This window comes from Streptomyces marianii (assembly GCF_005795905.1).
In the GTDB taxonomy this organism is placed as follows: Bacteria; Actinomycetota; Actinomycetes; order Streptomycetales; family Streptomycetaceae; genus Streptomyces; species Streptomyces marianii.
The window spans coordinates 5,188,878-5,213,138 of sequence record NZ_VAWE01000001.1 but is presented as its reverse complement, the minus strand read 5'-3'; the positions used below and the strand labels follow the sequence as shown (position 1 = coordinate 5,213,138).

The following is a 24,261-nucleotide window of genomic DNA, read 5'->3' as shown; positions in this document are numbered from 1 at the left end:
GTCAGCTCGGTCCGGCCTTGTAACCGACACCGCGCACGGTCACGACGATCTCCGGCCGCTCCGGGTCCTTCTCGACCTTGGAGCGCAGCCGCTGCACATGCACGTTCACCAGACGGGTGTCCGCCGCGTGCCGGTAACCCCACACCTGCTCGAGCAGCACCTCGCGCGTGAACACCTGCCACGGCTTGCGGGCGAGCGCCACGAGCAGGTCGAACTCGAGCGGGGTGAGCGCGATCGACTGACCGTCGCGCTTCACGGAGTGCCCGGCCACGTCGATGACCAGGTCACCGATCGCGAGCTGCTCCGGCGCGGGCTCCTCGGACCTCCGCAGCCTGGCCCGGATGCGGGCCACCAGCTCCTTCGGCTTGAACGGCTTGACGATGTAGTCGTCGGCACCGGACTCCAGCCCGACCACCACGTCGACGGTGTCGCTCTTGGCCGTGAGCATGACGATCGGCACACCCGACTCCGCCCGGATGAGCCGGCACACCTCGATGCCGTCCCGGCCTGGCAACATGAGATCGAGCAGCACGAGGTCCGGTTTGGTCTCCCGGAATGCGGCGAGTGCCTTGTCGCCGTCCGCTACGAACGACGGCTCGAACCCTTCACCACGCAGCACGATGCCGAGCATCTCGGCCAGTGCGGTGTCGTCGTCGACGACAAGGACGCGTCCCTTCATAGTCGACATCATCCCATTAGCTAATCGTTACCTGGCGTGACCTGGAACACAGCTCGGCGATCCCGGCCCCGGTGACCGGGGAGACGGCCCCTTCCTCCGTGACGATCGCGGTCACGAGTTCCGGCGGTGTCACATCGAACGCGGGGTTGTACGCCTGGGTCCCCACCGGCGCGACCGGCGCCCCGGGGGCACCGGAGGCGGCCTCCGATGAGCGCGGCTCAGGGAGAGCTGTGACACCGGTCACCATCTCCGGCGCGGGCAGCTCCGTCACCTCCTGCCCGGGCCGCTGCTCCACCTCGATCGACGCGCCGTCGGGCGTCGCCGGATCCACGGTCGTGGTCGGCGCCACCACGATGAACGGCACATGGTGGTACCGGGCGAGGACGGCGAGCGGATAGCTGCCCACCTTGTTGGCAACGGAGCCGTCCACCGCGATCCGGTCGGCACCGACCAGCACGGCGTCGACCTCTCCCGCCGCGAACAGCGATCCGGCCGCGTTGTCCGTGAGCAGGGTGTACGCCATCCCGTTCCGGGCCGCCTCGTACGCGGTCAGTCGCGCGCCCTGCAGCAGCGGCCGGGTCTCGTCCACCCACAGTCTGCGCAGTCGGCCCGCCCTGTGCGCCGCTAGCGCCACCGCGAACGCCGTGCCCTCACCGCCGGAGACCAGCCTCCCGGTGTTGCAGTGCGTCAGGACCCGGTGGCTGCCACCGGGCAGCAGCTCGTCCAGCAGCGCGAGCCCGTGCCACGCCATCCGCTTGCTCGCCTCGGCGTCCTCGCGGTGCAGCTGCCGCGCCTCGGCCAGTACGGCGGCGGCCGCCTGCTCCGTGTCCGCGCCCCTGCCGGCCGCCGTCTCGTACGCACCTGCGGCCCGCCGCACCCCGTAGCCGAGGTTCACGGCGGTGGGCCGCGCCGCCTCCAACAGCGACGCCGCTTCCGCCACGTCGTAGCCCCGTGCCGCGGCCAGCGCGACCCCGTATGCCCCGGCGATCCCCAGCAGGGGCGCACCGCGCACGGCCAAGGTCCGGATCGCCTCCACCAGGGCCGGGACGTCGGTGCACACCAGCTCCGCCTCTTCGGCCGGCAATCTGCGCTGGTCCAGCAGAACCAGCACCGGGCCTTCCGGGAGCTCGTCCCAACGCAGCGAGTCGAGCCCGGGGGGCTGTTCGCCGTCGAGGGTTTGTACGTACTGATCAGCCATCCGCCCAGTCTGCCCGCTGACGCACGCACAATGCAGGAGAGAACGAGATCCACGGCCCGGCCCGCCCGCGGCCGGTGCGTGGCACGATGGCTGCCAGCCTGCCGCCCTGACGTGCGGACAGGCGCCGTGACCCAGCCGGCTCGCCGAGCCGGCTCCGCGACACATCCACGAGGTGGACGACCGTGAACGACACTCCGGGCTGGGCCTCGCCCGGATCCTCCCCGTCCGACGACCGGGATGCCGGAGCGCCCGGCCCCGCCGACGCTCCCGACACCTCCTCGAAATGGTCCAAGGAACAGCCGCCCGGGGGTCGGTGGGCCCCGCCGACCGGACCCGGCGGCGGCCCCGTGCCCCCGCGGACCGGCGGACCGGGCTGGGGTGGCGGACCGCAACGAGGCGGCTGGGGACAGCCGCCGGCCGCGAAGCCCGGAGTGATCCCGCTGCGCCCGCTCGGAGTCGGCGAGATCCTCGACGGCGCGGTGTCCACCCTGCGCGCGCACTGGCGCACGGTCCTGGGCATCACGATCACGGTCTCCGTTATCACCCAGATCTGCGACATCCTCGTCCAGCGCTATCTCGTCCCACAGCCCCCCAGGGTGGATCCGAACGCCACTCCTGAGGAAGCCCTGAGCCAGCTGGGGGACCAGCTCAACGCGACGCTCGTGGGCACGGCACCGGTCATGGCGATCACTCTGATCGCAACGCTCTTCACCACCGCCCTGCTGACCGTGGTCATCAGCCGCTCGGTACTGGGCCGCGACGTCACGCTGTCCGACGCGTGGCGCGAGGCGCGACCGCGACTGCCCCAACTCCTCGGCCTCACCCTGCTGCTGCCGCTGATCGCCACCACGGTGCTCGCCATCGGACTGCTGCCGGGCCTGCTCCTGGGCTCCGAGGGCGGCGCCGCCTTCGCCGCACTCGGCGGGATCGCCGGCGCGGTCGTCGCCGTCTGGCTGATGGTCCGGTTCGCACTCGCTTCGCCCGCCCTCATGCTGGAACGGCAGGGCGTCGTCCAGTCGATGCGGCGCTCGGCGAAGCTGGTGCGCGGAGCATGGTGGCGGGTCTTCGGCATCCTGCTGCTCACGATGCTGCTGACCTTCCTGGTCTCCCTGATCATCAACATCCCGTTCGGCCTGATCGCCTACACCGTCGACGGTGAGGGCCTCAGCGGACTGTTCTCGGGCCGCACACCGGAGTTCGGCTGGCCCTTCCTGATCATCACCGGCATCGGCGCGGTGGTCGCCTCGTCCATCACCTATCCGATCTCGGCGGGCGTCACCGTGCTCCTCTACGTCGACCAACGCATCCGCCGCGAGGCTCTCGACCTCGAACTGGCCAGGGCGGCGGGCGTCAACGACCACGGCGCGGCACCGGGCGACGACACCCCCAGGAGCTGATGCCGTGTCCGTCACGGGAGGAGCGACCAGGGCGTGGCCGCGGGCCCACGTCGACGACGACGTGCCCGTGGACCTCCCGCGCGTGCCCGCGAGGGAGGCGGCCGAACGCGAGCTGTCCAAGCCGATGTACCACGAGAACGACCCCAACCTGGTCGAGCGCGCCCTCAACAGCTTCTGGGAGTGGCTCGCCGAGGTGCTCGACACGGTGGCGGGAGCCTCACCCGGCGGTCCGCTCGGGCTCGCCGTCATCGCCCTGCTCGTCGCCGCGCTGGTCGCCGCACTGTGGTGGCGGCTGGGCACCCCGCACCGCACGCTCACCACAGGGGACGCGCTCTTCGACGACCGCCCCCGCAGCGCTGCCGAGCACCGGGCGACCGCCGAGACGCACGCCGCCGCGGGACGCTGGAACCAGGCGGTCCAGGAACGGATGCGCGCCATCGTCCGCTCCCTCGAGGAACGCGCCCTGCTCGAGCCCCGCCCCAGCCGCACCGCCGACGAGGCCGCCGCGGAAGCCGGACGCCCTCTGCCCGGCCACACCGACGCGCTGCGCACGGCGGCCCGTACCTTCGACGACGTCACATACGGCGGACGCACCGCCGACCAGCACGCGTACACACGTCTGCGGGACCTCGACACCGAACTGGGGCGCACCAAGCCGGATCTGACGGCCACGGCCCCGGGGGCAACCGGATGACCGGGGCCACGACCGGCACCACCGCGGTGTCTCCGACCACCCACCAGGTCTGGATCCGAAGCCGGGGAATCCTGCTCGCGCTCGTGGTCCTCGTCGTGGCCGGGTTCGTCATCGCGGTCATCCGCTCCGACGGCGGCCACGGCCGCCTCGACCCGCGCTCCACCGGCCCCTCCGGCAGCCGCGCCGTCGCCGAACTGCTCAAGGACGGAGGCGTCACCACTCGCGTGGTCACCACCCTGGGTGAAGCCACCGCCGCGACGGGCCCCGGCACCACCCTGCTGGTCGCCGGGCCCGACCTGCTGAGCAGCAGTCAACAGGACGCCCTGCAAAAGGCGATGGCCTCCTCCGGCGGCCGTTCCGTCCTCCTCGCCCCCGGCCCTGACTCCGTCGGCACCCTCGCCCCCGGAACCTCGGCCAGCACACCCGCCCCGGTCTCCGCGCGTGAGCCGCAGTGCACCTTCCCGGCAGCCCGGCGAGCCGGAAGCGCCGATCTCGGCGGCGAGCGCTACATCACCGACAACACCCTCGGCAGCGACTCCTGCTACCTCGTCAACGGACTCCCCACGCTGCTCCGGACCGACGCTCCCGGAACCGGCGACACCGTACTCCTCGGCTCCCCCGACATCCTCTACAACGAACGGCTCGGCAAGGAGGGCAACGCGTCGCTCGCCCTCCAGCTGCTCAGTTCCCGCCCTCATCTGGTCTGGTACCTCCCTTCCCTCTCCGATGGATCGGCCGCCGGGGACGACGGCACCCGCGACGGGCGAGGGGATGGCCATACCGGCATCGGCCGGCTCATCCCTTCCGGATGGCTCTGGGCCACCCTTCAACTCGCCGTCGCCGCCGTGATCGCCGCCGTATGGCGTGCCCGCCGGCTCGGGCCGCTCGTCAGCGAACGGCTGCCCGCGGCCGTGCGTGCCTCCGAGTCCACCGAGGGCCGGGCGCGCCTCTACCGCAAGGCGAACGCCCGCGACCGCGCCGCCTCCGCCCTCCGCCAGGCCACACGGAACCGGCTGGCTCCCCTCCTGGGCGTCACCCTCGCGGACGTCCATTCACCCGACCTCCTCCTCCCGGCTGTCTCGGCACATCTGCGCAACAGCGACCGCGACCTCCGGGCTCTGCTCTTCGGACCGGCCCCTGCCGACGACGCCTCACTCATCCGCCTGGCTGACCAACTGGACGCCCTCGAAAGAGAGGTACGCACTTCATGAGCGCCCCGACCCCCGAGACCGCCGAGCACTCGGACGACGCACGCGCCTCGCTGGAGGCCCTGCGCACCGAGATCGCGAAGGCCGTGGTCGGTCAGGACTCCGCAGTCACCGGACTGGTCGTGGCCCTGCTCTGTCGTGGCCATGTCCTCCTCGAAGGAGTCCCCGGCGTAGCCAAGACCCTCCTCGTGCGGGCCCTGGCCGCTTCGCTCGAACTGGACACCAAGCGGGTCCAGTTCACCCCGGACCTCATGCCCAGCGACGTCACCGGCTCTCTGGTCTATGACGCGCGGACCGCGGAGTTCTCCTTCCAGCCGGGGCCGGTCTTCACCAACCTCCTGCTGGCCGACGAGATCAACAGGACACCGCCGAAGACCCAGTCATCGCTGCTGGAAGCCATGGAGGAGCGCCAGGTCACCGTCGACGGCACACCTCGCCCTCTCCCCGAGCCGTTCCTGGTGGCCGCGACTCAGAACCCGGTCGAGTACGAGGGCACATACCCCCTGCCCGAGGCGCAACTCGACCGCTTCCTGCTGAAGCTGACCGTGCCGCTGCCGTCTCGCGACGACGAGATCAACGTCCTCGCCAGGCACGCCGAAGGCTTCAACCCGCGCGACCTGCAGGCCGCCGGGCTCCGCCCCGTCGCCACACCCGCTGACCTGGAAGCCGCCCGGACGGCCGTCGCCAAGACCTCGGTCTCCGCCGAGATCGCGGGCTATGTCGTCGATATCTGCCGTGCCACCCGTGACTCCCCCTCACTCAGCCTCGGCGTCTCTCCCCGAGGCGCCACCGCCCTGCTCTCCACTGCGCGGGCCTGGGCCTGGCTCACGGGACGCGGCTACGTCACCCCCGACGACGTGAAGGCCCTCGCCCTGCCCACCCTCCGTCATCGCATCCAGCTCCGGCCGGAAGCCGAGATGGAAGGCGTCACGGCGGACTCGGTCATCACCGCCATCCTCGCCCACGTCCCCGTCCCCCGCTGAGGCGGTACGTCATGGTCCTCACCGGACGAGCGGCCCTCCTCGCCGCTCTCGGCTCCATTCCCGTCGGGCTCCTCGCACCCAGCTGGCAGGGGATCCTGGCCGTCAACGCACCACTCTCAGTAGCAATTCTGTGCGACTACGTCCTGGCCGCACCAGTCCGAACTCTCCAGTTCACCCGAACCGGTGAGTCGTCCGTTCGACTCGGCAACAGCGCGGAAGTCCAGCTCATGATCACCAACGTCTCCTCGCGGCGGCTGCGCGCCCGCCTGCGCGACGCCTGGCCACCGAGCAGTTGGGTCCCAGGAACCGAGCAGACCGAATCACGACACACGGTGACGGTGCCGGCCGGCGAGCGCCGCCGTCTCAGGACGGTCCTTCGCCCCACCCGCCGCGGTGACCGCCACGCCGAACTCGTCACGGTCCGTTCCTACGGACCGCTCGGGCTCGCCGCCCGCCAGGGGAACCACCGGGTTCCCTGGACGGTCCGCGTCCTGCCGCCCTTCACGAGCCGCAAGCACCTGCCGTCCCGGCTGGCCCGCCTCCGCGAACTCGACGGCAGGACCAGTGTGCTGACCCGTGGGGAGGGCACAGAGTTCGACAGCCTCCGCGAGTACGTGCCGGGGGACGACACCCGCTCCATCGACTGGCGCGCCACCGCCCGGCAGACCACCGTCGCCGTCCGCACCTGGCGGCCGGAGCGGGATCGTCACATCTTGATCGTGCTGGACACGGGCCGTACCGCGGCCGGAAGGGTGGGCGACGTCCCACGTCTGGACGCGGCCATGGACGCCGCTCTCCTCCTCACCGCACTCGCCACCCGTGCGGGTGACCGTGTGGACCTGCTGGCCTACGACCGCCGCGTCCGCGCCCGGGTACAGGGTCGAGCGGCTCGGGAAATCCTGCCGGCCATGGTCGACGCCATGGCACCTCTGGAACCGGAGTTGGTGGAGACGGACGCCCGTGGCCTCAGCGCGGCGACGCTCAAGCACGCCCCCCGGCGCTCTCTCGTCGTGCTGCTGACCAGCCTGGACGCCGCCCCCATCGAAGAGGGCCTCCTGCCGGTGCTACCGCAACTCACGCAGCGCCACTCGGTGATGGTCGCCTCGGTCGCGGATCCGCACATCAAGAAGATGTCCGGCGCCCGCGGCAGCCTGGACGCGGTGTACGAGGCCGCCGCCGGCACCCAGGCCCAGCTGCAGCGCCGCCGCACGGCGGAACAGCTCCAGCACCACGGAGTAACCGTGGTCGACGCCACTCCGGAGAGCCTCGCACCGGCTCTGGCCGATGCCTACCTGGCGCTCAAGGCAGCGGGACGTCTGTAGCGCCGCACCAGGCAGCGTTCGCCCCGTCGCGACGCCCGCACGGCGACTCGCGGCGTTGCCGAAGCAACCGAGCAGGCCCACCACGAGGTCGATCCGGCGCCTTGCGATCTTTCCCCTCGGCCCGGGAGAGGCGGGGGAGCCCCCGTGCACCGGAGGCGGCTCCTTGATGGGCAAACGACGATCAGACCGCCGGGTTGGCTACGGGCGTGAATCAGCAGGTTACGGAAGTCGCGCCTGCCGAAGCCCTTGGGCTGGTCCTTGCGCCCGGTGAGAGCCGCCGCTGAAGAAGAGACTTGACATGCCCTCTGATCTGGACACTGTTAATTTGATGAATATCTAATCAAGGTCATTTTTGGGGCATGGGAAATGAGAGTGGGGCTGACCAGGGGGTTCTCGCTGCGCGTGAGCTTCTACAAGCTGGCGTGATCTCGGCTCGGCCCCGGAGGCCACCCGCGCCGTGCACTACACGGCGACTCGACACCCTTTGCCGAGTACCCGTCTCGGGGCCGACAGGTCCATTTCCCATGCAGGCGTCTTTATCACCCCCCGCACGGCCGCTCGCGTTCGGGCCCGTATGCTCACGGGGACCAGCCGGGCCTCTGTACCGGCAAGCACACGAGGTGGATACACAGTGAGTGAAGGCGGTCAGCGGACCACAGGCCCGCTCGGCACGGTGTTGGTGATCATTCCGACCTACAACGAGGCCGAGAACATCGCGGCGATTACCTCTCGGGTCCGTAGTTCCGTGCCCCATGCGCACATTCTTGTCGTCGACGACAACAGCCCGGACGGCACCGGCAAGATCGTGGACGAGCTCGCAGCCGACGACAACCATATACACGTGCTGCACCGCAAGGGGAAAGAAGGCCTCGGCGCAGCGTATCTGGCTGGTTTCGGCTGGGGCATCGAGAACGATTACGGCGTCCTGGTCGAGATGGACGCCGATGGCTCTCACCGCCCCGAGGAACTGCCCCGCCTGCTTACGGCGCTACCCGGTGCGGATCTGGTGCTCGGGTCCCGTTGGGTTCCCGGCGGGAGTGTAGTGAATTGGCCCAAGTCCCGGGAGTTCCTGTCGCGAGGCGGCAGCCTCTACTCCCGTCTGATGCTGGGAGTACCCATCCGCGACGTGACCGGCGGCTTCCGGGCGTTCCGCAAGGAGACGCTGGAAGGACTGGGTATCGCCGAGGTCGCCTCCCAGGGGTACTGCTTCCAGGTTGATCTTGCCTGGCGGACCGTGAAGTCCGGTTTCCATGTCGTCGAGGTGCCGATCACCTTCGTCGAGCGGGAGCGGGGCGACAGCAAGATGAGCCGCGCGATCGTGGCGGAGGCGCTGTGGCGGGTGACCGCCTGGGGCCTTGGCCACAGGGCCAGAGCACTCCTGGGACGCGGCTGAATTGAGGCCCGTCCTGCGGGCCCGCAGGACGGGCCTCAATTCAGTGAGCGCTCCGGGACACCTGCCGGCTGTCGGATACGGTGCCGTCAACAGGAAGCTGCGAAACCCTCTCACGGCCCTGGATGAGCTGGTGGAGCAGGAGGGGCAAACCGACGACGGCGATGACCCATACGTTGAGCATGAGCCGGTCGCCCTGGCTGTCGACGGGGTGCGCGATCTCGGCCGCGATGCCCGTCAATCCGACGGCCAGAACGATCCAGCCGAGCGCACGGCTGTGCCGGAACAGGCCCCATGCGCCGAGGCCGACAGCAGCGATAAGCCAGGGGCTGCGGACCTGCTCCTGAATCCAGTGGGCCCAGTAATTGCCGTTTAGCTCGACCAGCATGGGCCAAGGGGCGGCGACATCGGGCTGGGCGAAGTGATCAGTGAAAGTGTCCTGCAACGTCTCGGTACTGCCCGGCAGGTTGTAGTGGATGCTGAGCGCACCGATCCCAAGAACCACGGCCGCATTCAGGGCAGCCATGAGATACGTGCCCCGATGCCTCGTGCCGGCCACCAGTGCCAGGCACACCATCGCAGAGGCCGCCAATGCCCCCGCAACGAGCAGGAAAGTCGAGTACTTGACAGCTGTGCCCACCACCATGGACCCGGTGAGCAGGATCGTTCCTGCGGTAAGGCGACGATTGAACAGCCACCACGCACCCAACAAGGAAGTCATGATGAGAGCGAGGACAGGGCCCTCTGTGAGGGGGTATCCACCCCACCAGCCGATCGGACAGGCGTAGAAGAAGGCCTGTCCGACTAGGGCGAACCTTGCAGGTGCGCCTACGGCGCGCAGCAACAGGTAGGCGACGAGGCCACCGACAACCGTAAACAGGACCGAGGTGACGAGCAGTCCCGAACCCGCGCCGAACACGGCGACAAACGGCGCGGCCAGCACCGGGAACCCCGGCCGGACATCGAATATGCGCTCATAGCGAGGGCTGAGCGGTTTCAGCCCGTCAGCCGACTCTGCCATGCATGCGGAGAACCCTTTCCCCGGCGTGGGGTACGGAGCAGCGTTATCGCGCAAATTCTCCGGCTTCAACCCGTGAGAGCGGGTCTCCCGTCGCACCTTGTCGTGGCAGTACGCCTTCAACGCGGTCCGGTGCGCCTGCTCCGGAGAGTCACCGAGGAACTGCAGCGCGGCCTGGTTGTAACGGTAGGCGTCATTGGCCGGCGCCAGGGTGGGCCTACCGATGATCTGGAGAATTATGTACGCGATGGCAATCAGCGCGGGGAGCATCCACCGGCGCGACCGACGTATGCTCTTTCTCCGGCGGGTTTCGGACGACCCCACATCGCCTGCTCGGGACCGAGAAACGGCAGTGAGGTCATTGGCGCTCATCACGGGCGGTCACATTACCCTACTAGCACCCTCGTGCGGAGCCGTCACATATGCGGGCGCCCTCGCCGCGGCGCAGCCCACCGCAGGCTCCGTCACACGAGGCCAGAACACACACCGTGCCGTTCTGTAGAACCGTTGTTCATGTGTCGCGACGGCAGACGCTCGTTTGCTCCTGGGCTCCGGAGCAGCCCACGAGCCCCTGGAGCAGCTTCCTGGCGGCGATGTCACAGGCGGGTACTGTCCGAATGCCGAATAGCTCCCCAGAGGCAAGACCTCTCCGCTCGCGGCCCACCTCTGTAGCGGGTGCAGAGTCGAGTCCCACAGTTGCACGGCTGCCGCCTCCGCCAAGAAGATGCACGTGCATACATTCGGAGCCTAGTGTGATGCGCCCGACATCACGTGCCGCTGGTCCGGTCCTTCTCGGTGCGGCCAGGGGGTCGTCGGCGGGCCAAAGGAGCGGCTCGCCGACAGAGCTCAGTTTTCCGAGGTATGGGAAGCGCGCTCGTGGCGTCTCGGTGTACCTGGGCGCCGGGCTTGCTTACTGGACCAGCTCGATATGGGGGTGATCCGGGGAGGACGGGCAGGCGTGGAGCTGGAGGCTGGAGCCGCGGGCGATCCCGATCAGGGTGAAGTTCGCGGGCGGAGTGCCGAGGAAGGAGTGGAGTCGGGTTGGTCCGCTCCTCCTCAGGGGCCCAGCTGTCGCTGTCGGCGTCCCATCCGAGGGTGGCGATGGTGAGGAGCGGGAGCGCCTCGGTGCCGCACTCCGGGCAGCGGCGGGGCATGGGGTCGGACAGGCCCCAGCGGGACCAGCCGCCGGTCTTCCAGCCGGGGGAAGTGGACAGCTCGCTCTCGTAGGACTCCCGCGGAGTGGCGGGGCAGGAGCCGCCCCACCGGCTCGGGTCGCCCAGCTCCTGCCGCAACTCCTCGTCCAGCTCCATGAAGGCGGGGTACTCCGTGACCCGCTCCGGTGCCAGCAGGGACGGCTCCGGGAGATAGCCCTGGGACTTGAGCGCGGGCGGTTCGGGCGGCGCGTCGAGGACGTCGGTGACGGTGCTGGCGGAGCGCCAGAAGACCGCGGTGCGGGGGTGGCTCGGGTGGTCGAAGGGGCACCACAGGACCTGGAGGAGGTCGGCCCCGGGCGGGCTGAACGGGAGTGGGACGTCACGGGCGTACAGCTGGGCGACAGGGAGCAGGGGAACCGGGTCCTCGGGCCAGGGGCGGCCCTGGAGGATCCGCTTCTCGGTGGCCAGCCCTCGGGCGTGGGCCGGGAGGCCGGGCCGCCGAGGTGCCGCCGGCTTGCTACCGCCGCCTGGACACGGCGGAGGAGCCGGATGTCGTCCGGCAACAGAACCCTGCGCGCGTCGCACCTCTCTCGTGCGGTCCTCCGCAGTGCGGCCACGGCTCGTCGGCTGGCCACAGCAGCGCGCCGCCGACGGAACTGTCGTGCACCGTCGGCGAGCCCGGCCGCGGATGCAGCCGGGTCGCCGTGCGCGCCAGCGGGGCCAGTTGAGGGAAGAGCGCGGTCACGTCGAGCGGCCGCGGTGGGGTGGTGAAACTCATTCTGGCTCCCGAGGGCACGGACAAGGTGCGGGGAGAGATCAGTTGCCGAGGTTGTGCGCTCCGCCGGTCTGGGTGTTGGGGATGTAGACGTTTTGGAACATTAGTTCGACCGAACCGTCCTCGCGCTCGATCTTGGCGCTCATGGTAACGCCCACCGGAATCGTGCTGTCGGCGCTCAGATAGGTGGGAGTCACCTCGTAGAGGATCGCGTCGTCCTCGCTGAACGATGCCAGCCGCACCTCGTCCCGGACCTGCTCCTCGTACTCCCACATGCTGCCTGCACCGGTGTTCACCCCGACCTGCCAGCAGGGCACGAGGTTCTTCGAGATCCGCCCGCCGAGAATGTTGGCGATCAGGTGACACCGGGCGAGCTGGTCGCTGAGGTTGTGCGCGGAAGCGTAGTCGGCCGCGTCCAGCCAACCGGTGATCTCTCCGCCGGCTTCACTACCGGGGCCGGGCTGCTTGCCCAGGCAGGCGGTAGCCTTGGTCGCCCGGTGGCCGGCCGTGCTCGTCTGATCGTTCTTCCTGACGTGGGGGACCGGTTCGGTGGTGTTCAGGATCAGCCGTTGCCGACCGGGCGCGCGCCCTCCGGCGAGATCCCCAGGCACTCCGCGTGCGAACCGTCGAGCGCCGCCGTGAACGTCAGCTTGAACTGGTCGGCGTCGATGACCCGCTGGCCCGCGAAGCCGTCGGCGAGCTGGCCGGCCGCGAACTGCTTGTCGACAGCGGCTACGTGGGCGCGCACACATCGCTGGGAGGTGTCGAGGCTCGAACCGCCGTTGAGCTCGGGCCATCCGCCGTTGCCGTAGTACGGAATAAGCTCGGCGCACTCAGCACCGTCCCTTCCGCCTTCCTTCGTCTCCGCGAGGGGGAACTGGGCACAGGTGTCAGTCGGTATGAGGTCGCTCGCGTCCGGGAACGGCTCCGACGCCCCGCTTCCACAGGTGCTACTCGTACGGACGTCCACGCCGCTCGTCGACCGGGTCAGCGCGGTGTTGAGCCCCCAGCGATCGGTGAGGTTCTTCTGGGCCCACAGATACGCCGCCACCGCGCCGCCCTTATCCGAGCCCTGCGTGCTCATCGACAGCTCGGGCATGACCGACGGAACCGCACAGCCCGCCACCGAAGTGCCGCCGACCGCGTGGTCGCACCTGACCTGACGCGCGTTCTTCCAGGACGCGTTCGGGTCGGTCGCCGTCGCGCCCGGGGACGTCACGTACATCGCGTAGGACGTGTAGAACGAGGCGGAGGAACCCGTCGTCTGGGGCGAGGAGTAGGTGACGGTTCCGGTCAGGGTCTTGCCGAGGGTGATGGCGCCGGCGTACCAGGGCATGGTCTTGGTGGCCGTGCATCCTGCGTCGCAGGATGCCTTGAACTTGGCGTCCAGGGAGGTTACATCGCCGGAGGCGGCCGTCATCTTGACGGTGACCTGCTCGCTCCAGGTCGTGGCGGTCGGGGACAGGTCGGCGCCGGTCGAGACCTCCAGGATGCCGCGTCCGATCTCCAGACCCCTGTTGTCGCGGAGGATGTAGGTGACGTTGATGCCGGTCACGCAGTACGAGAAGCGCTCGTAGCGGTAGTTGCCGGGGTTGGTGATGTCGCAACTGCCGGCGGCCGCGGCGGTGGGGGCGGTGGCGGCGACACGGGTTCGAATCTGCGCCTTCGCGGGGGCTGGGGTGACCGTCACACAGGACTCGACGGCACCGCGCGGCGCTCCTTGGAGCCCGGCGCGGTGGCGGTGCATTCCTCACCGGAGCCGGCCGCAAACCTGCCGGTCTCGGTGAGGGGGGCGGTGGCCGGCAGGTCCGCTGTGTCGAGCCTGCTCACCCGCTGGGGCTTCTCTTCGGCCCTCTGCTGCGCTGAGCTCATGCCGGTTGTGGTGAGTCCCAGCGTCACCACTGTCACCAGGGCCAGTACGGTTGACCGGGCACGTCTCCGTCCGGGCCGACCATGTCGTATCTCATGCATGATTGTCATACCTCTCTTGTTGGCGTGGGTGCCCCGACGGCTTCGGTAAGGGGCAATGAGGGGCACCGGCACAGCGGTGCCCCTCGGGCGGCGGGCGACGGCCGGACATCCAGAGGATTCGGACCGGCACGGTCAGCAGTTCGCCAGCGTCGTTCTCCTGCGGTGGGGACCGGCCGGGGCGCCAGGCTCGTCGGCGCCGGGACCGGCCGGGCTCGGGCCGCGGCCGTTCGGGCAGGCCCGGGCGCCGAGCGCTGCCACGCAGGTCAGAAGATGGACGACAGGACCTTGGTGGCCCCCGACACGACGTCCTCGCCGACGTCGGCGATCTTGCCGACGACGGGCTTGATGAGCTTGCCGCCGAGAGCCTTGTCTGCGGCACCGATCCACTTGGACTGGCCGAAGGTGACCAGACTCAGGCCGGTGCCGATGGCGGATTCGATGAACTCGCCACTGGTAAAGCCGTGTTCGATGCCGGTGAAGAGGGTGCCGAGGCCGCTGGCGCCCATCGAGACCGCGGCGAAGAAGCCGGCGGCCGCGGCGGCCGGGGGGAACACGAAGGCGGCGAGGGCGCAGCCCGCGGCCAGGAACCCGGCGCCGACACTGATCGCGTTGAACGCGTCGGCGTAGAAGCCGGCGTCGTTCCACCACTCGTCGGCGTCCGTGCTGGTGCCGTTGGGGTTGATCTGGTCGTTGGTGTCCTTGTCGGCCGGGTCGATCTTGGCCTCCCGCTCACGGCGGGCCTTCTCGGCAGCGGCCTTGGCAGCGGCCTTGACCTCGGCCTCACGCTTGGCCGCAGCGATCTGCCTGGCCTCGGTGGCCGCGGCCGCCGCCGTCGCCGCGTCCTTGCCCGCTGCGATCGAGGAAGCGCGGGCGTTGGCGGCCGAAGCCTGGGCGCTGTACGACGATTTGAGGGCTGAACGGGCGGAGTCCATCGCCTTGTTCGCCGAGTAGTTCGCGGAGCGGGCGGCGCTACGGGCGGTCGACGCCGCCGCGCTCGCCTTGGCCGCGGACGCCTTGGCATCGGCCGCGGACTTGTCGGCCGCGTCCGCGTTCCGCCTGGCCTCGGCGGCGTAGTCCTCGGCCTTGGCCGCGGAGTCAAGTGCCTTGGCCGCCCACTGCTTGGCCTCGGCGGCGGCACTCCGGGCGTCGGCGGCGGCCTTGGATGCCAAGGCGGCGTTCTCCTGCGCCTTCTCGGCGATCTTCGCCGCAGCCGCGATGGCGCCCCGGATCGCGGCGACATGGGTGGCGGTGTCGTGGTCGAGCTGGGCCGTCCGGTACTGCACCAGGGAGACGAAGTTGCGGCGCATCCAGGTGGGCCCCTCCATGGCCACCTCGGCGTACGCCTTGGTGAAGGCACCCCCGGTGTCCATCAGCGTGAGGGTGAGGACCGCGTCGTCCTCCCGTATCGCCCTGGGGTACTCGTGGTCGAAGAAGTCCTGCAGCGATTCGGTGGTGTTGAGGTCGAGTGCCTTGTTCGCCGCCTCGGTGACGGCCTTGCCGGGGTTCGAGTCCAGGATGCGAGTGATCGCCACCCGGTTGTCCTCGTCGGAGGCCCTCTTCATGCCGCCGGTGAGGAAGTCGCCGACCGCCTTGGAATCAGGGCTCTCCAGGGCGGCCTGGGCCGCTTCGGCGATCCTGGGGCCGGCGATCGTGGCCACGTGGAGCGTGGTCTCCCGGTCGTCCTGGACCTGGGCAAGGTGCCGGTCGAGGGCTATCCAGGCGTACACGTCGTCGTCCGTGCCGGAGAGAGCGAACTGGGCCGCTTGCCTGGTCCAGGCACCCCTGGAGTTGAGCAGGGCGGCGGCTGCTTTGCGCCCTTGGACCGCCGCGAGCTCCATGTCGTTCGCCGCCAGCGCCTGCTCGGCCTTGGTGATCAGGTCCTTGGTCGCCTGATCGGTCTGCTGCGCCTGGGCGACCTTGTTCTGATAGGCAGTCACCTCCTTCGTTTCGATCTCAGCGAGCAGCCTGACCTCCTCGATGGCCTGCAGTTTGTCCTGCTCAAGGGTTTCCGCCTCGGCCTTCCGCGCGTTCTGCTCCACCAGGAGGGCGTCCGAGACGGCCTTGGTGGCCGTGTTGGCGGCCAGCATGGCCGCCGCCGCATGGGCGGTGGACCTGTTGGCGTAGTCGACGGCTTGACCCGCGTACTTCACGGCCTCCTCGGCGGCGGCCGCCGCCTTGTCAGCGTGGTCCGCCGCGGCGTTGGCTGCGTCCCGGGCGGTGCGGGCGGCCGCGGCCGCGGTGGTGGCGAGGGTATGTGCGGCGGAGGCGGCATTGGTGGCCCGGTTCGCGGCGCTGGACGCGATCGCGGCCTGGCGCTTGGCCTCCGCGGCCTCCGACTGTGCGGCACCGGCGGCGGCACCGGCCTGGGCGGCGGCGTTCGCGGCGGCGGCCGCGTTGCGTGCGGCGGAGGCAGCGGCGGAACCGGCGGCGGCGGCGGAACCGGCGGCGGCGGCCTTGGTTCCGGCGACGGCGGCCTGGTCGGCCGCCTTGGCCGCGGTACGCGCCTTGGCCGCGGCGTTGCGGGCGGCGACCGCCGCGTTCTTCGCGGCCTCGGCCTTGCCTGCATCCTTGGAGGCACCGATCGCAGCATGGAAGGCACGGGCTGCGGCGCTGCCGGCGTTCGCGGCGGCCTGGGCGGCGCCGGTGGCTGCCCAGGAGGCGCGACGGGACGCCGCCACAGCGGCGTTCGAGGCGTTGATGGCGTTACGAGCGGCATCCGCCGCGCCCTTCGCGGCGCCCGCCGCCTTGCGGGCCGCGGCCCCGGACTTCTGCACATCCTTCTGGGCAGCCGCTGCCTCGGCGGCGGCCTTCTCCGCCGCCTCCTTTGCCTTGTCCGCGGCGGTCTGGGCGCGCGCGGAGGCCTCGACGGCCAGGTTCGTCTCGCGCTCGGCGCGCTTGCCCTCCCGCTCGACGACGGCGACGAGCTCCTCGATCGTCGCCGACTCCTGGTCCCGGGCACGGGCGATGTGCTGACCGGTCTCGATGAACCTCTCCACGTCGGACGCGCTGCCGCTGAGGGCGCGGTCGGCGTACTTCTGCACCTCCGGGCCGGCCTGCGTCAGCATGGTGGCGACCTGGACGCGGGCGTCCTCCAGGCGTGCGTCGTACTGGGTGTCGGTGAGGAACGCGACCAGGGACTGCTCGGTGCCGGCGGTCAGGGCGGCGGTGGCGGCTCGCCGGACCGCTCTGTCGCCGGTGCCCGACACGATGGTGGTGGCCACCTGGAGGTCCTCGAGGATGGCGGGTTTGAAGCCGCCCCTCAGGAAGTCGGCGATGGCGGCGTCACCGTTGTCGAGGGCGGCGACCGCCTCACGGCGCAGGCCCTTGCCCGCGCGGTCCAGGCTGCTGACGAGGGCGACGCGGTTGTCCTGCACGGTTTGGTTCGGCAGCGTTTCGGCCAGGAAGGTCTGGATCTCGCTGTCGGAGCCGACCAGGGCATGGGCGGCTGCGGACTTGACGCCTCTTCCGCCCGATATCCAGGCCTTGACCACCTTCGCCCGCTCGGTGGCCGGCAGGGGCCCTCCTCCCGCCACCGCCGCAGCCGCCGCCAGATCGCGGACCGAGGTGCGCCACGACCAGCCGTGCCGCAGCAGTCTCTGACGAAATACGCCCCGGAACATGAGAAAGCCCCGGACCATCACGGTCCGGGGCTTTCCCAGAAGAATTGTTCGGCGGTGTCCTACTCTCCCACAGGGTCCCCCCTGCAGTACCATCGGCGCTGAAAGGCTTAGCTTCCGGGTTCGGAATGTAACCGGGCGTTTCCCTAACGCTATGACCACCGAAACACTATGAAGATATCGAACCCGGCCGACCACACAGTGGTCTCGGCGTGTTCGTTACTTCAGAACTAACACAGTGGACGCGAGCAACTGAGGACAAGCCCTCGGCCTATTAGTACCGGTCAACTCCACCAGTCACCTGGCTTCCATATCCGGCCTATCAACCCAGTCGTCTACTGGGAGCCTTACCCCATCAAGTGGGTGGGAGTCCTCATCTCGAAGCAGGCTTCCCGCTTAGATGCTTTCAGCGGTTATCCCTCCCGAACGTAGCCAACCAGCCATGCCCTTGGCAGGACAACTGGCACACCAGAGGTTCGTCCGTCCCGGTCCTCTCGTACTAGGGACAGCCCTTCTCAAGACTCCTACGCGCACAGCGGATAGGGACCGAACTGTCTCACGACGTTCTAAACCCAGCTCGCGTACCGCTTTAATGGGCGAACAGCCCAACCCTTGGGACCGACTCCAGCCCCAGGATGCGACGAGCCGACATCGAGGTGCCAAACCATCCCGTCGATATGGACTCTTGGGGAAGATCAGCCTGTTATCCCCGGGGTACCTTTTATCCGTTGAGCGACGGCGCTTCCACAAGCCACCGCCGGATCACTAGTCCCGACTTTCGTCCCTGCTCGACCCGTCGGTCTCACAGTCAAGCTCCCTTGTGCACTTACACTCAACACCTGATTGCCAACCAGGCTGAGGGAACCTTTGGGCGCCTCCGTTACCCTTTGGGAGGCAACCGCCCCAGTTAAACTACCCATCAGACACTGTCCCTGATCCGGATCACGGACCCAGGTTAGACATCCAGCACGACCAGAGTGGTATTTCAACGACGACTCCACCTGAACTGGCGTCCAAGCTTCACAGTCTCCCACCTATCCTACACAAGCCGAACCGAACACCAATATCAAACTGTAGTAAAGGTCCCGGGGTCTTTCCGTCCTGCTGCGCGAAACGAGCATCTTTACTCGTAGTGCAATTTCACCGGGCCTATGGTTGAGACAGTCGAGAAGTCGTTACGCCATTCGTGCAGGTCGGAACTTACCCGACAAGGAATTTCGCTACCTTAGGATGGTTATAGTTACCACCGCCGTTTACTGGCGCTTAAGTTCTCAGCTTCGCCCCACCGAAATGGAGCTAACCGGTCCCCTTAACGTTCCAGCACCGGGCAGGCGTCAGTCCGTATACATCGCCTTACGGCTTCGCACGGACCTGTGTTTTTAGTAAACAGTCGCTTCTCGCTGGTCTCTGCGGCCACCCCCAGCTCAAGGAGTACATCCCATCACCAGGCGTGGCCCCCCTTCTCCCGAAGTTACGGGGGCATTTTGCCGAGTTCCTTAACCATAGTTCACCCGAACGCCTCGGTATTCTCTACCTGACCACCTGAGTCGGTTTAGGGTACGGGCCGCCATGAAACTCGCTAGAGGCTTTTCTCGACAGCATAGGATCATCCACTTCACCACAATCGGCTCGGCATCAGGTCTCAGACTACGTGTCACGCGGATTTGCCTACGTGACGTCCTACACCCTTACCCCGGGACAACCACCGCCCGGGCTGGACTACCTTCCTGCGTCACCCCATCGCTTACCTACTACCACCTTGGATCAGCGGCTCCACCACTCCGACCTCGTCCGAAGACTCAGCCGACGGCTTCACGGCCTTAGCATTAATGGGCTCGATACTGGGCGTTTCAAAGCGGGTACCGGAATATCAACCGGTTGTCCATCGACTACGCCTGTCGGCCTCGCCTTAGGTCCCGACTTACCCTGGGCAGATCAGCTTGACCCAGGAACCCTTAGTCAATCGGCGCACACGTTTCCCACGTGTGTATCGCTACTCATGCCTGCATTCTCACTCGTGAACCGTCCACAACTCGCTTCCACGGCTGCTTCACCCGGCACACGACGCTCCCCTACCCATCACGATCCCCGTTGGGGGTACATATCGCAATGACACGACTTCGGCGGTACGCTTGAGCCCCGCTACATTGTCGGCGCGGAATCACTTGACCAGTGAGCTATTACGCACTCTTTCAAGGGTGGCTGCTTCTAAGCCAACCTCCTGGTTGTCTCTGCGACTCCACATCCTTTCCCACTTAGCGTACGCTTAGGGGCCTTAGTCGATGCTCTGGGCTGTTTCCCTCTCGACCATGGAGCTTATCCCCCACAGTCTCACTGCCGCGCTCTCACTTACCGGCATTCGGAGTTTGGCTAAGGTCAGTAACCCGGTAGGGCCCATCGCCTATCCAGTGCTCTACCTCCGGCAAGAAACACACGACGCTGCACCTAAATGCATTTCGGGGAGAACCAGCTATCACGGAGTTTGATTGGCCTTTCACCCCTAACCACAGGTCATCCCCCAGGTTTTCAACCCTGGTGGGTTCGGTCCTCCACGAAGTCTTACCTCCGCTTCAACCTGCCCATGGCTAGATCACTCCGCTTCGGGTCTAGAGCGTGCAACTCAACCGCCCTGTTCGGACTCGCTTTCGCTACGGCTTCCCCACACGGGTTAACCTCGCTACACACCGCTAACTCGCAGGCTCATTCTTCAAAAGGCACGCAGTCACGAGGATCCGAAGATCCCGACGCTCCCACGGCTTGTAGGCACACGGTTTCAGGTACTATTTCACTCCGCTCCCGCGGTACTTTTCACCATTCCCTCACGGTACTATCCGCTATCGGTCACCAGGGAATATTTAGGCTTAGCGGGTGGTCCCGCCAGATTCACACGGGATTTCTCGGGCCCCGTGCTACTTGGGAATAACTCAAACGAGCCGCTGATGTTTCAGCTACGGGGGTCTTACCCTCTACGCCGGGCCTTTCGCATGCCCTTCGCCTACATCAACGGTTTCTGACTCGCCTCATCGCCGGCAGACGATGAAAGAGAAATCCCACAACCCCGCATGCGCAACCCCTGCCGGGTCTCACACACATACGGTTTGGCCTCATCCAGTTTCGCTCGCCACTACTCCCGGAATCACGGTTGTTTTCTCTTCCTGAGGGTACTGAGATGTTTCACTTCCCCTCGTTCCCTCCACACTGCCTATGTGTTCAGCAGCGGGTGACAGCCCATGACGACTGCCGGGTTTCCCCATTCGGACACCCCCGGATCACAGCTCGGTTGACAGCTCCCCGGGGCCTATCGCGGCCTCCCACGTCCTTCATCGGTTCCTGGTGCCAAGGCATCCACCGTGCGCCCTTAAAAACTTGGCCACAGATGCTCGCGTCCACTGTGCAGTTCTCAAGCAACGACCAGCCACCCACCACCCCGCCACAACAAGCAGCGAGTTCACCGGGGCCGGCGATCCGAAGGACAAGCCACAACGGCCCATACCCTCAGACACCCAACAGCGTGCCCGACCCGACCAGTCCGACCAGACTCACGTTCCACGCCGAAGCAGTACTAGTGATCCATCATCCCGATCGTGCCGAGTAGTCAACGTTCCACCCATGAGCTACCAGCATCGGACGTTCGCCGATGTTCTGGCCTCTGACCACCGATGGTGGTGAGAAGTGCTCCTTAGAAAGGAGGTGATCCAGCCGCACCTTCCGGTACGGCTACCTTGTTACGACTTCGTCCCAATCGCCAGTCCCACCTTCGACGGCTCCCTCCCAAGGGTTGGGCCACCGGCTTCGGGTGTTACCGACTTTCGTGACGTGACGGGCGGTGTGTACAAGGCCCGGGAACGTATTCACCGCAGCAATGCTGATCTGCGATTACTAGCGACTCCGACTTCATGGGGTCGAGTTGCAGACCCCAATCCGAACTGAGACCGGCTTTTTGAGATTCGCTCCACCTCGCGGTATCGCAGCTCATTGTACCGGCCATTGTAGCACGTGTGCAGCCCAAGACATAAGGGGCATGATGACTTGACGTCGTCCCCACCTTCCTCCGAGTTGACCCCGGCGGTCTCCTGTGAGTCCCCGGCATGACCCGCTGGCAACACAGGACAGGGGTTGCGCTCGTTGCGGGACTTAACCCAACATCTCACGACACGAGCTGACGACAGCCATGCACCACCTGTACACCGACCACAAGGGGGGCACCATCTCTGATGCTTTCCGGTGTATGTCAAGCCTTGGTAAGGTTCTTCGCGTTGCGTCGAATTAAGCCACATGCTCCGCCGCTTGTGCGGGCCCCCGTCAATTCCTTTGAGTTTTAGCCTTGCGGCCGTACTCCCCAGGCGGGGCACTTAATGCGTTAGCTGCGGCACGGACGACGTGGAATGTCGCCCACACCTAGTGCCCAACGTTTACGGCGTGGACTACCAGGGTATCTAATCCTGTTCGCTCCCCACGCTTTCGCTCCTCAGCGTCAGTATCGGCCCAGAGATCCGCCTTCGCCACCGGTGTTCCTCCTGATATCTGCGCATTTCACCGCTACACCAGGAATTCCGATCTCCCCTACCGAACTCTAGCCTGCCCGTATCGACTGCAGACCCGGGGTTAAGCCCCGGGCTTTCACAACCGACGCGACAAGCCGCCTACGAGCTCTTTACGCCCAATAATTCCGGACAACGCTCGCGCCCTACGTATTACCGCGGCTGCTGGCACGTAGTTAGCCGGCGCTTCTTCTGCAGGTACCGTCACTTTCGCTTCTTCCCTGCTGAAAGAGGTTTACAACCCGAAGGCCGTCATCCCTCACGCGGCGTCGCTGCATCAGGCTTTCGCCCATTGTGCAATATTCCCCACTGCTGCCTCCCGTAGGAGTCTGGGCCGTGTCTCAGTCCCAGTGTGGCCGGTCGCCCTCTCAGGCCGGCTACCCGTCGTCGCCTTGGTAGGCCATCACCCCACCAACAAGCTGATAGGCCGCGGGCTCATCCTGCACCGCCGGAGCTTTCCACCACCGAGGATGCCCTCAGTGGTCGTATCCGGTATTAGACCCCGTTTCCAGGGCTTGTCCCAGAGTGCAGGGCAGATTGCCCACGTGTTACTCACCCGTTCGCCACTAATCCCCTCCCGAAGGAGGTTCATCGTTCGACTTGCATGTGTTAAGCACGCCGCCAGCGTTCGTCCTGAGCCAGGATCAAACTCTCCGTGAATGCTTCCCCGTGATCGGGGCGAACACATCACGAGAGCGGAACCAGGAAGAGGAATAGTCTCCCCGGTTCACAGCGTCCTCGCTGTGTTTTTTCAAAGGAACCTCGACCATCCGTGCGGATGGACGGGGTATCAACATATCTGGCGTTGACTTTTGGCACGCTGTTGAGTTCTCAAGGAACGGACGCTTCCTTCGTACTCACCCGCAGAACATTCTCTGGGGCTTTCCTCCGGGCGCTTCCCTTCGGTGTTTCCAACCCTACCAGATCCGATTTCCGTTCCGTTCCCGGTTCGGAATTCATTTCCGGCGGCCGTTGGAGGGCCTCTTGTCTTTCGACTTTCTCGACGTTATCAGAATCTTCCGCAGCCGAGCTAATCGGCTTCGCGATCCGGATGAGGATTCGAGAGTGGCTCCACGGAAATGAGATTCCCGATGAGAGCGAGAGAGATTCTAGGTGGTCACACTCGAAGCTGTCCGCTCCGAGGCAACCGTTTGAATCTACCTCCCCACACGGCCCGTGTCAACGGTTCCGGTGGGCGAAGAGGACACTAGCAGCTCACACCCGGTGGTTGCACATCAGGCGGCCGTCGGTACCTCGGCGCTGCGTTCCGAGGCTTCGACGTCACCTGTCCCGCCTGCTCGGGCCGCGCGGCCGCCGAGGACGTAGACATACGCCAGGAAAGCCAGCTCAGCGCCGATTCCGATGGTGATCCGAGCCCAGGTCGGAAGACCCGAGGGTGTCACGAAGCCCTCGATCACGCCCGAGACGAAGAGGACCAGGGCCAGGCCGATGGCCATGCCGATGGCGGCACGGCCCTGCTGGGCGAGGGCGGCCCGCCTGGACATCGGTCCCGGATCGATGAGGGTCCAGCCGAGACGAAGGCCCGTGCCGGCAGCGACGAAGACGGCGGTGAGCTCGAGAAGACCGTGTGGGAGAACGAGTCCCAGGAACGTGTCGAGGCGCCCGGCCGACGACATCAGACCGATGCCGATGCCGAGATTCGCCATGTTGATGAAGAGGATCCAGAGCACCGGCACACAGAGGAACGCGCCGAAGACCAGGCACATCGCGGCGGCCCAGGCGTTGTTCGTCCAGACCTGGGCGGCGAACGAGGCCGCGGGGTGGCTCGAGTAGTAGGTCTCGTACTGCCCGCCGGGGCGGGTGAGCTCGCGCAGTTGCTCGGGGGCGGCGATCGCCGCCTGGACCTCGGGGTGCGTTCCGATCCACCAGCCGATGACGGCGGCGAGGAGCGTCGAGAGAACGGCGGTGGGGATCCACCAGTGCCGGGAGCGGTAGACCGCGGCCGGGAAGCCGGCGGCCAGGAAGCGGACCGTGTCCTTCCATGAGGCGCGGCGGGTCCCGGTGACAACGGCGCGGGCGCGGGCGACGAGCTGGGTCAACCGGGCCGTGATCATGGGGTCCGGGGAACTGGACTGGATCAGTGAGAGATGGGTGGCGGTGCGCTGGTAGAGCGCGACGAGTTCGTCCGCCTCGGCGCCGGTGAGCCCGCGCCCGCGCCGCAGGAGGGAGTCCAGGCGCTCCCACTCTGCCCGGTGGGTCATGACGAAGACATCGAGGTCCATGGTCGGCTGCTGCTCCAGGCACTGGTCCGGCCGCCGCGGGGGCGGTACTTACAACAACTCGTACGACTAGC

General features: G+C 67.3%; 15 protein-coding genes and 3 rRNA genes. 6 read left to right on the top strand and 12 right to left on the bottom strand.

The genetic code is table 11. The features are described from left to right. Window position 1 precedes the first annotated feature (1 nt). Together mtrA and mtnA are read right to left on the bottom strand one after the other, a co-directional pair. Window positions 2–691 carry a two-component system response regulator MtrA gene (gene mtrA / locus FEF34_RS23540; protein ID WP_199800695.1) on the bottom strand — a complete coding sequence of 230 codons (690 nt, stop codon included), beginning with the start codon at window positions 689–691 and terminating at the stop codon, window positions 2–4. Window positions 692–695: 4 nt separating this feature from the next. Next, a complete protein-coding gene (mtnA, locus tag FEF34_RS23535; protein ID WP_138054916.1) occupies window positions 696–1,877 on the bottom strand; it encodes an S-methyl-5-thioribose-1-phosphate isomerase in 1,182 nt (393 codons plus the stop codon). A 182-nt stretch (window positions 1,878–2,059) separates the two neighbouring features. Between mtnA and FEF34_RS23525 the strand changes: the two genes are divergently transcribed. From FEF34_RS23525 to FEF34_RS23500, 6 genes are all read left to right on the top strand, one after another. Beyond that, window positions 2,060–3,274 (top strand): DUF7544 domain-containing protein, encoded by a 1,215-nt coding sequence (locus tag FEF34_RS23525; protein ID WP_171053060.1) that lies wholly within the window; start codon window positions 2,060–2,062, stop codon window positions 3,272–3,274. Window positions 3,275–3,278: 4 nt separating this feature from the next. Then, entirely contained in the window at window positions 3,279–3,968 is a 690-nt protein-coding gene (locus FEF34_RS23520) for a DUF4129 domain-containing protein (protein ID WP_138054913.1), read from the top strand. Then, the gene (locus FEF34_RS23515; RefSeq protein ID WP_138054912.1) at window positions 3,965–5,179 is read left to right on the top strand and encodes a DUF4350 domain-containing protein; all 1,215 of its coding nucleotides are present in this window, start codon (window positions 3,965–3,967) and stop codon (window positions 5,177–5,179) included. Before FEF34_RS23520 ends, FEF34_RS23515 begins: the two co-directional genes overlap by 4 nt. After that, window positions 5,176–6,159, top strand: coding sequence for an AAA family ATPase (locus tag FEF34_RS23510; protein ID WP_138054911.1), 984 nt, complete (start codon window positions 5,176–5,178; stop codon window positions 6,157–6,159). The genes FEF34_RS23515 and FEF34_RS23510 overlap by 4 nt, the downstream gene beginning before the upstream one ends. A gap of 11 nt (window positions 6,160–6,170) precedes the next feature. Then, window positions 6,171–7,481, top strand: coding sequence for a DUF58 domain-containing protein (locus FEF34_RS23505; protein WP_138054910.1), 1,311 nt, complete (start codon window positions 6,171–6,173; stop codon window positions 7,479–7,481). Window positions 7,482–8,112: 631 nt separating this feature from the next. Continuing rightward, window positions 8,113–8,874, top strand: coding sequence for a polyprenol monophosphomannose synthase (locus tag FEF34_RS23500; protein WP_171053059.1), 762 nt, complete (start codon window positions 8,113–8,115; stop codon window positions 8,872–8,874). A 40-nt stretch (window positions 8,875–8,914) separates the two neighbouring features. On the opposite strand, the gene FEF34_RS23495 is transcribed toward FEF34_RS23500, so the two are convergent. From FEF34_RS23495 to FEF34_RS23460, 10 genes are all read right to left on the bottom strand, one after another. Then, window positions 8,915–10,159, bottom strand: coding sequence for a hypothetical protein (locus FEF34_RS23495; RefSeq protein WP_138054908.1), 1,245 nt, complete (start codon window positions 10,157–10,159; stop codon window positions 8,915–8,917). A gap of 497 nt (window positions 10,160–10,656) precedes the next feature. Next, window positions 10,657–11,628, bottom strand: a complete 972-nt coding sequence (locus FEF34_RS23490; protein WP_325063646.1) for a hypothetical protein — start codon at window positions 11,626–11,628, stop codon at window positions 10,657–10,659. A gap of 231 nt (window positions 11,629–11,859) precedes the next feature. Continuing rightward, complete coding sequence (locus FEF34_RS43120; protein ID WP_234042534.1) at window positions 11,860–12,429, bottom strand: DNA/RNA non-specific endonuclease; 570 nt, start codon at window positions 12,427–12,429, stop codon at window positions 11,860–11,862. Beyond that, window positions 12,381–13,508 carry a hypothetical protein gene (locus FEF34_RS43115; RefSeq protein ID WP_234042533.1) on the bottom strand — a complete coding sequence of 376 codons (1,128 nt, stop codon included), beginning with the start codon at window positions 13,506–13,508 and terminating at the stop codon, window positions 12,381–12,383. Before FEF34_RS43115 ends, FEF34_RS43120 begins: the two co-directional genes overlap by 49 nt. Continuing rightward, the gene (locus tag FEF34_RS43110; RefSeq protein ID WP_234042532.1) at window positions 13,505–13,690 is read right to left on the bottom strand and encodes a hypothetical protein; all 186 of its coding nucleotides are present in this window, start codon (window positions 13,688–13,690) and stop codon (window positions 13,505–13,507) included. Before FEF34_RS43110 ends, FEF34_RS43115 begins: the two co-directional genes overlap by 4 nt. 362 nt (window positions 13,691–14,052) lie before the next feature. Then, window positions 14,053–17,409, bottom strand: coding sequence for an ALF repeat-containing protein (locus tag FEF34_RS23480; protein WP_234042531.1), 3,357 nt, complete (start codon window positions 17,407–17,409; stop codon window positions 14,053–14,055). 46 nt (window positions 17,410–17,455) lie between these two features. Then, a 5S ribosomal RNA gene (gene rrf / locus FEF34_RS23475) occupies window positions 17,456–17,572 on the bottom strand. An 88-nt stretch (window positions 17,573–17,660) separates the two neighbouring features. Next, window positions 17,661–20,778 (bottom strand): 23S ribosomal RNA (locus FEF34_RS23470). Between the two features lie 311 nt (window positions 20,779–21,089). After that, a 16S ribosomal RNA gene (locus FEF34_RS23465) occupies window positions 21,090–22,607 on the bottom strand. Together the 16S, 23S and 5S rRNA genes form the textbook arrangement of a ribosomal RNA operon. 575 nt (window positions 22,608–23,182) lie before the next feature. Further along, window positions 23,183–24,190 (bottom strand): stage II sporulation protein M, encoded by a 1,008-nt coding sequence (locus FEF34_RS23460; RefSeq protein WP_138054907.1) that lies wholly within the window; start codon window positions 24,188–24,190, stop codon window positions 23,183–23,185. Between the last annotated feature and the right edge of the window lie 71 nt (window positions 24,191–24,261).

Excerpts from the sequence above, each read along its gene's own strand:
- FEF34_RS23480 (WP_234042531.1), bottom strand. The coding sequence starts at position 17,409 with ATGTTCCGGGGCGTATTTCGTCAGAGACTGCTGCGGCACGGCTGGTCG.
- FEF34_RS43110 (WP_234042532.1), bottom strand. The coding sequence starts at position 13,690 with ATGAGCTCAGCGCAGCAGAGGGCCGAAGAGAAGCCCCAGCGGGTGAGC.
- mtrA (WP_199800695.1), bottom strand. The coding sequence starts at position 691 with ATGATGTCGACTATGAAGGGACGCGTCCTTGTCGTCGACGACGACACC.
- FEF34_RS23505 (WP_138054910.1), top strand. The coding sequence starts at position 6,171 with ATGGTCCTCACCGGACGAGCGGCCCTCCTCGCCGCTCTCGGCTCCATT.
- FEF34_RS23495 (WP_138054908.1), bottom strand. The coding sequence starts at position 10,159 with ATGCTCCCCGCGCTGATTGCCATCGCGTACATAATTCTCCAGATCATC.
- FEF34_RS23460 (WP_138054907.1), bottom strand. The coding sequence starts at position 24,190 with ATGGACCTCGATGTCTTCGTCATGACCCACCGGGCAGAGTGGGAGCGC.
- FEF34_RS23510 (WP_138054911.1), top strand. The coding sequence starts at position 5,176 with ATGAGCGCCCCGACCCCCGAGACCGCCGAGCACTCGGACGACGCACGC.
- FEF34_RS23515 (WP_138054912.1), top strand. The coding sequence starts at position 3,965 with ATGACCGGGGCCACGACCGGCACCACCGCGGTGTCTCCGACCACCCAC.
- mtnA (WP_138054916.1), bottom strand. The coding sequence starts at position 1,877 with ATGGCTGATCAGTACGTACAAACCCTCGACGGCGAACAGCCCCCCGGG.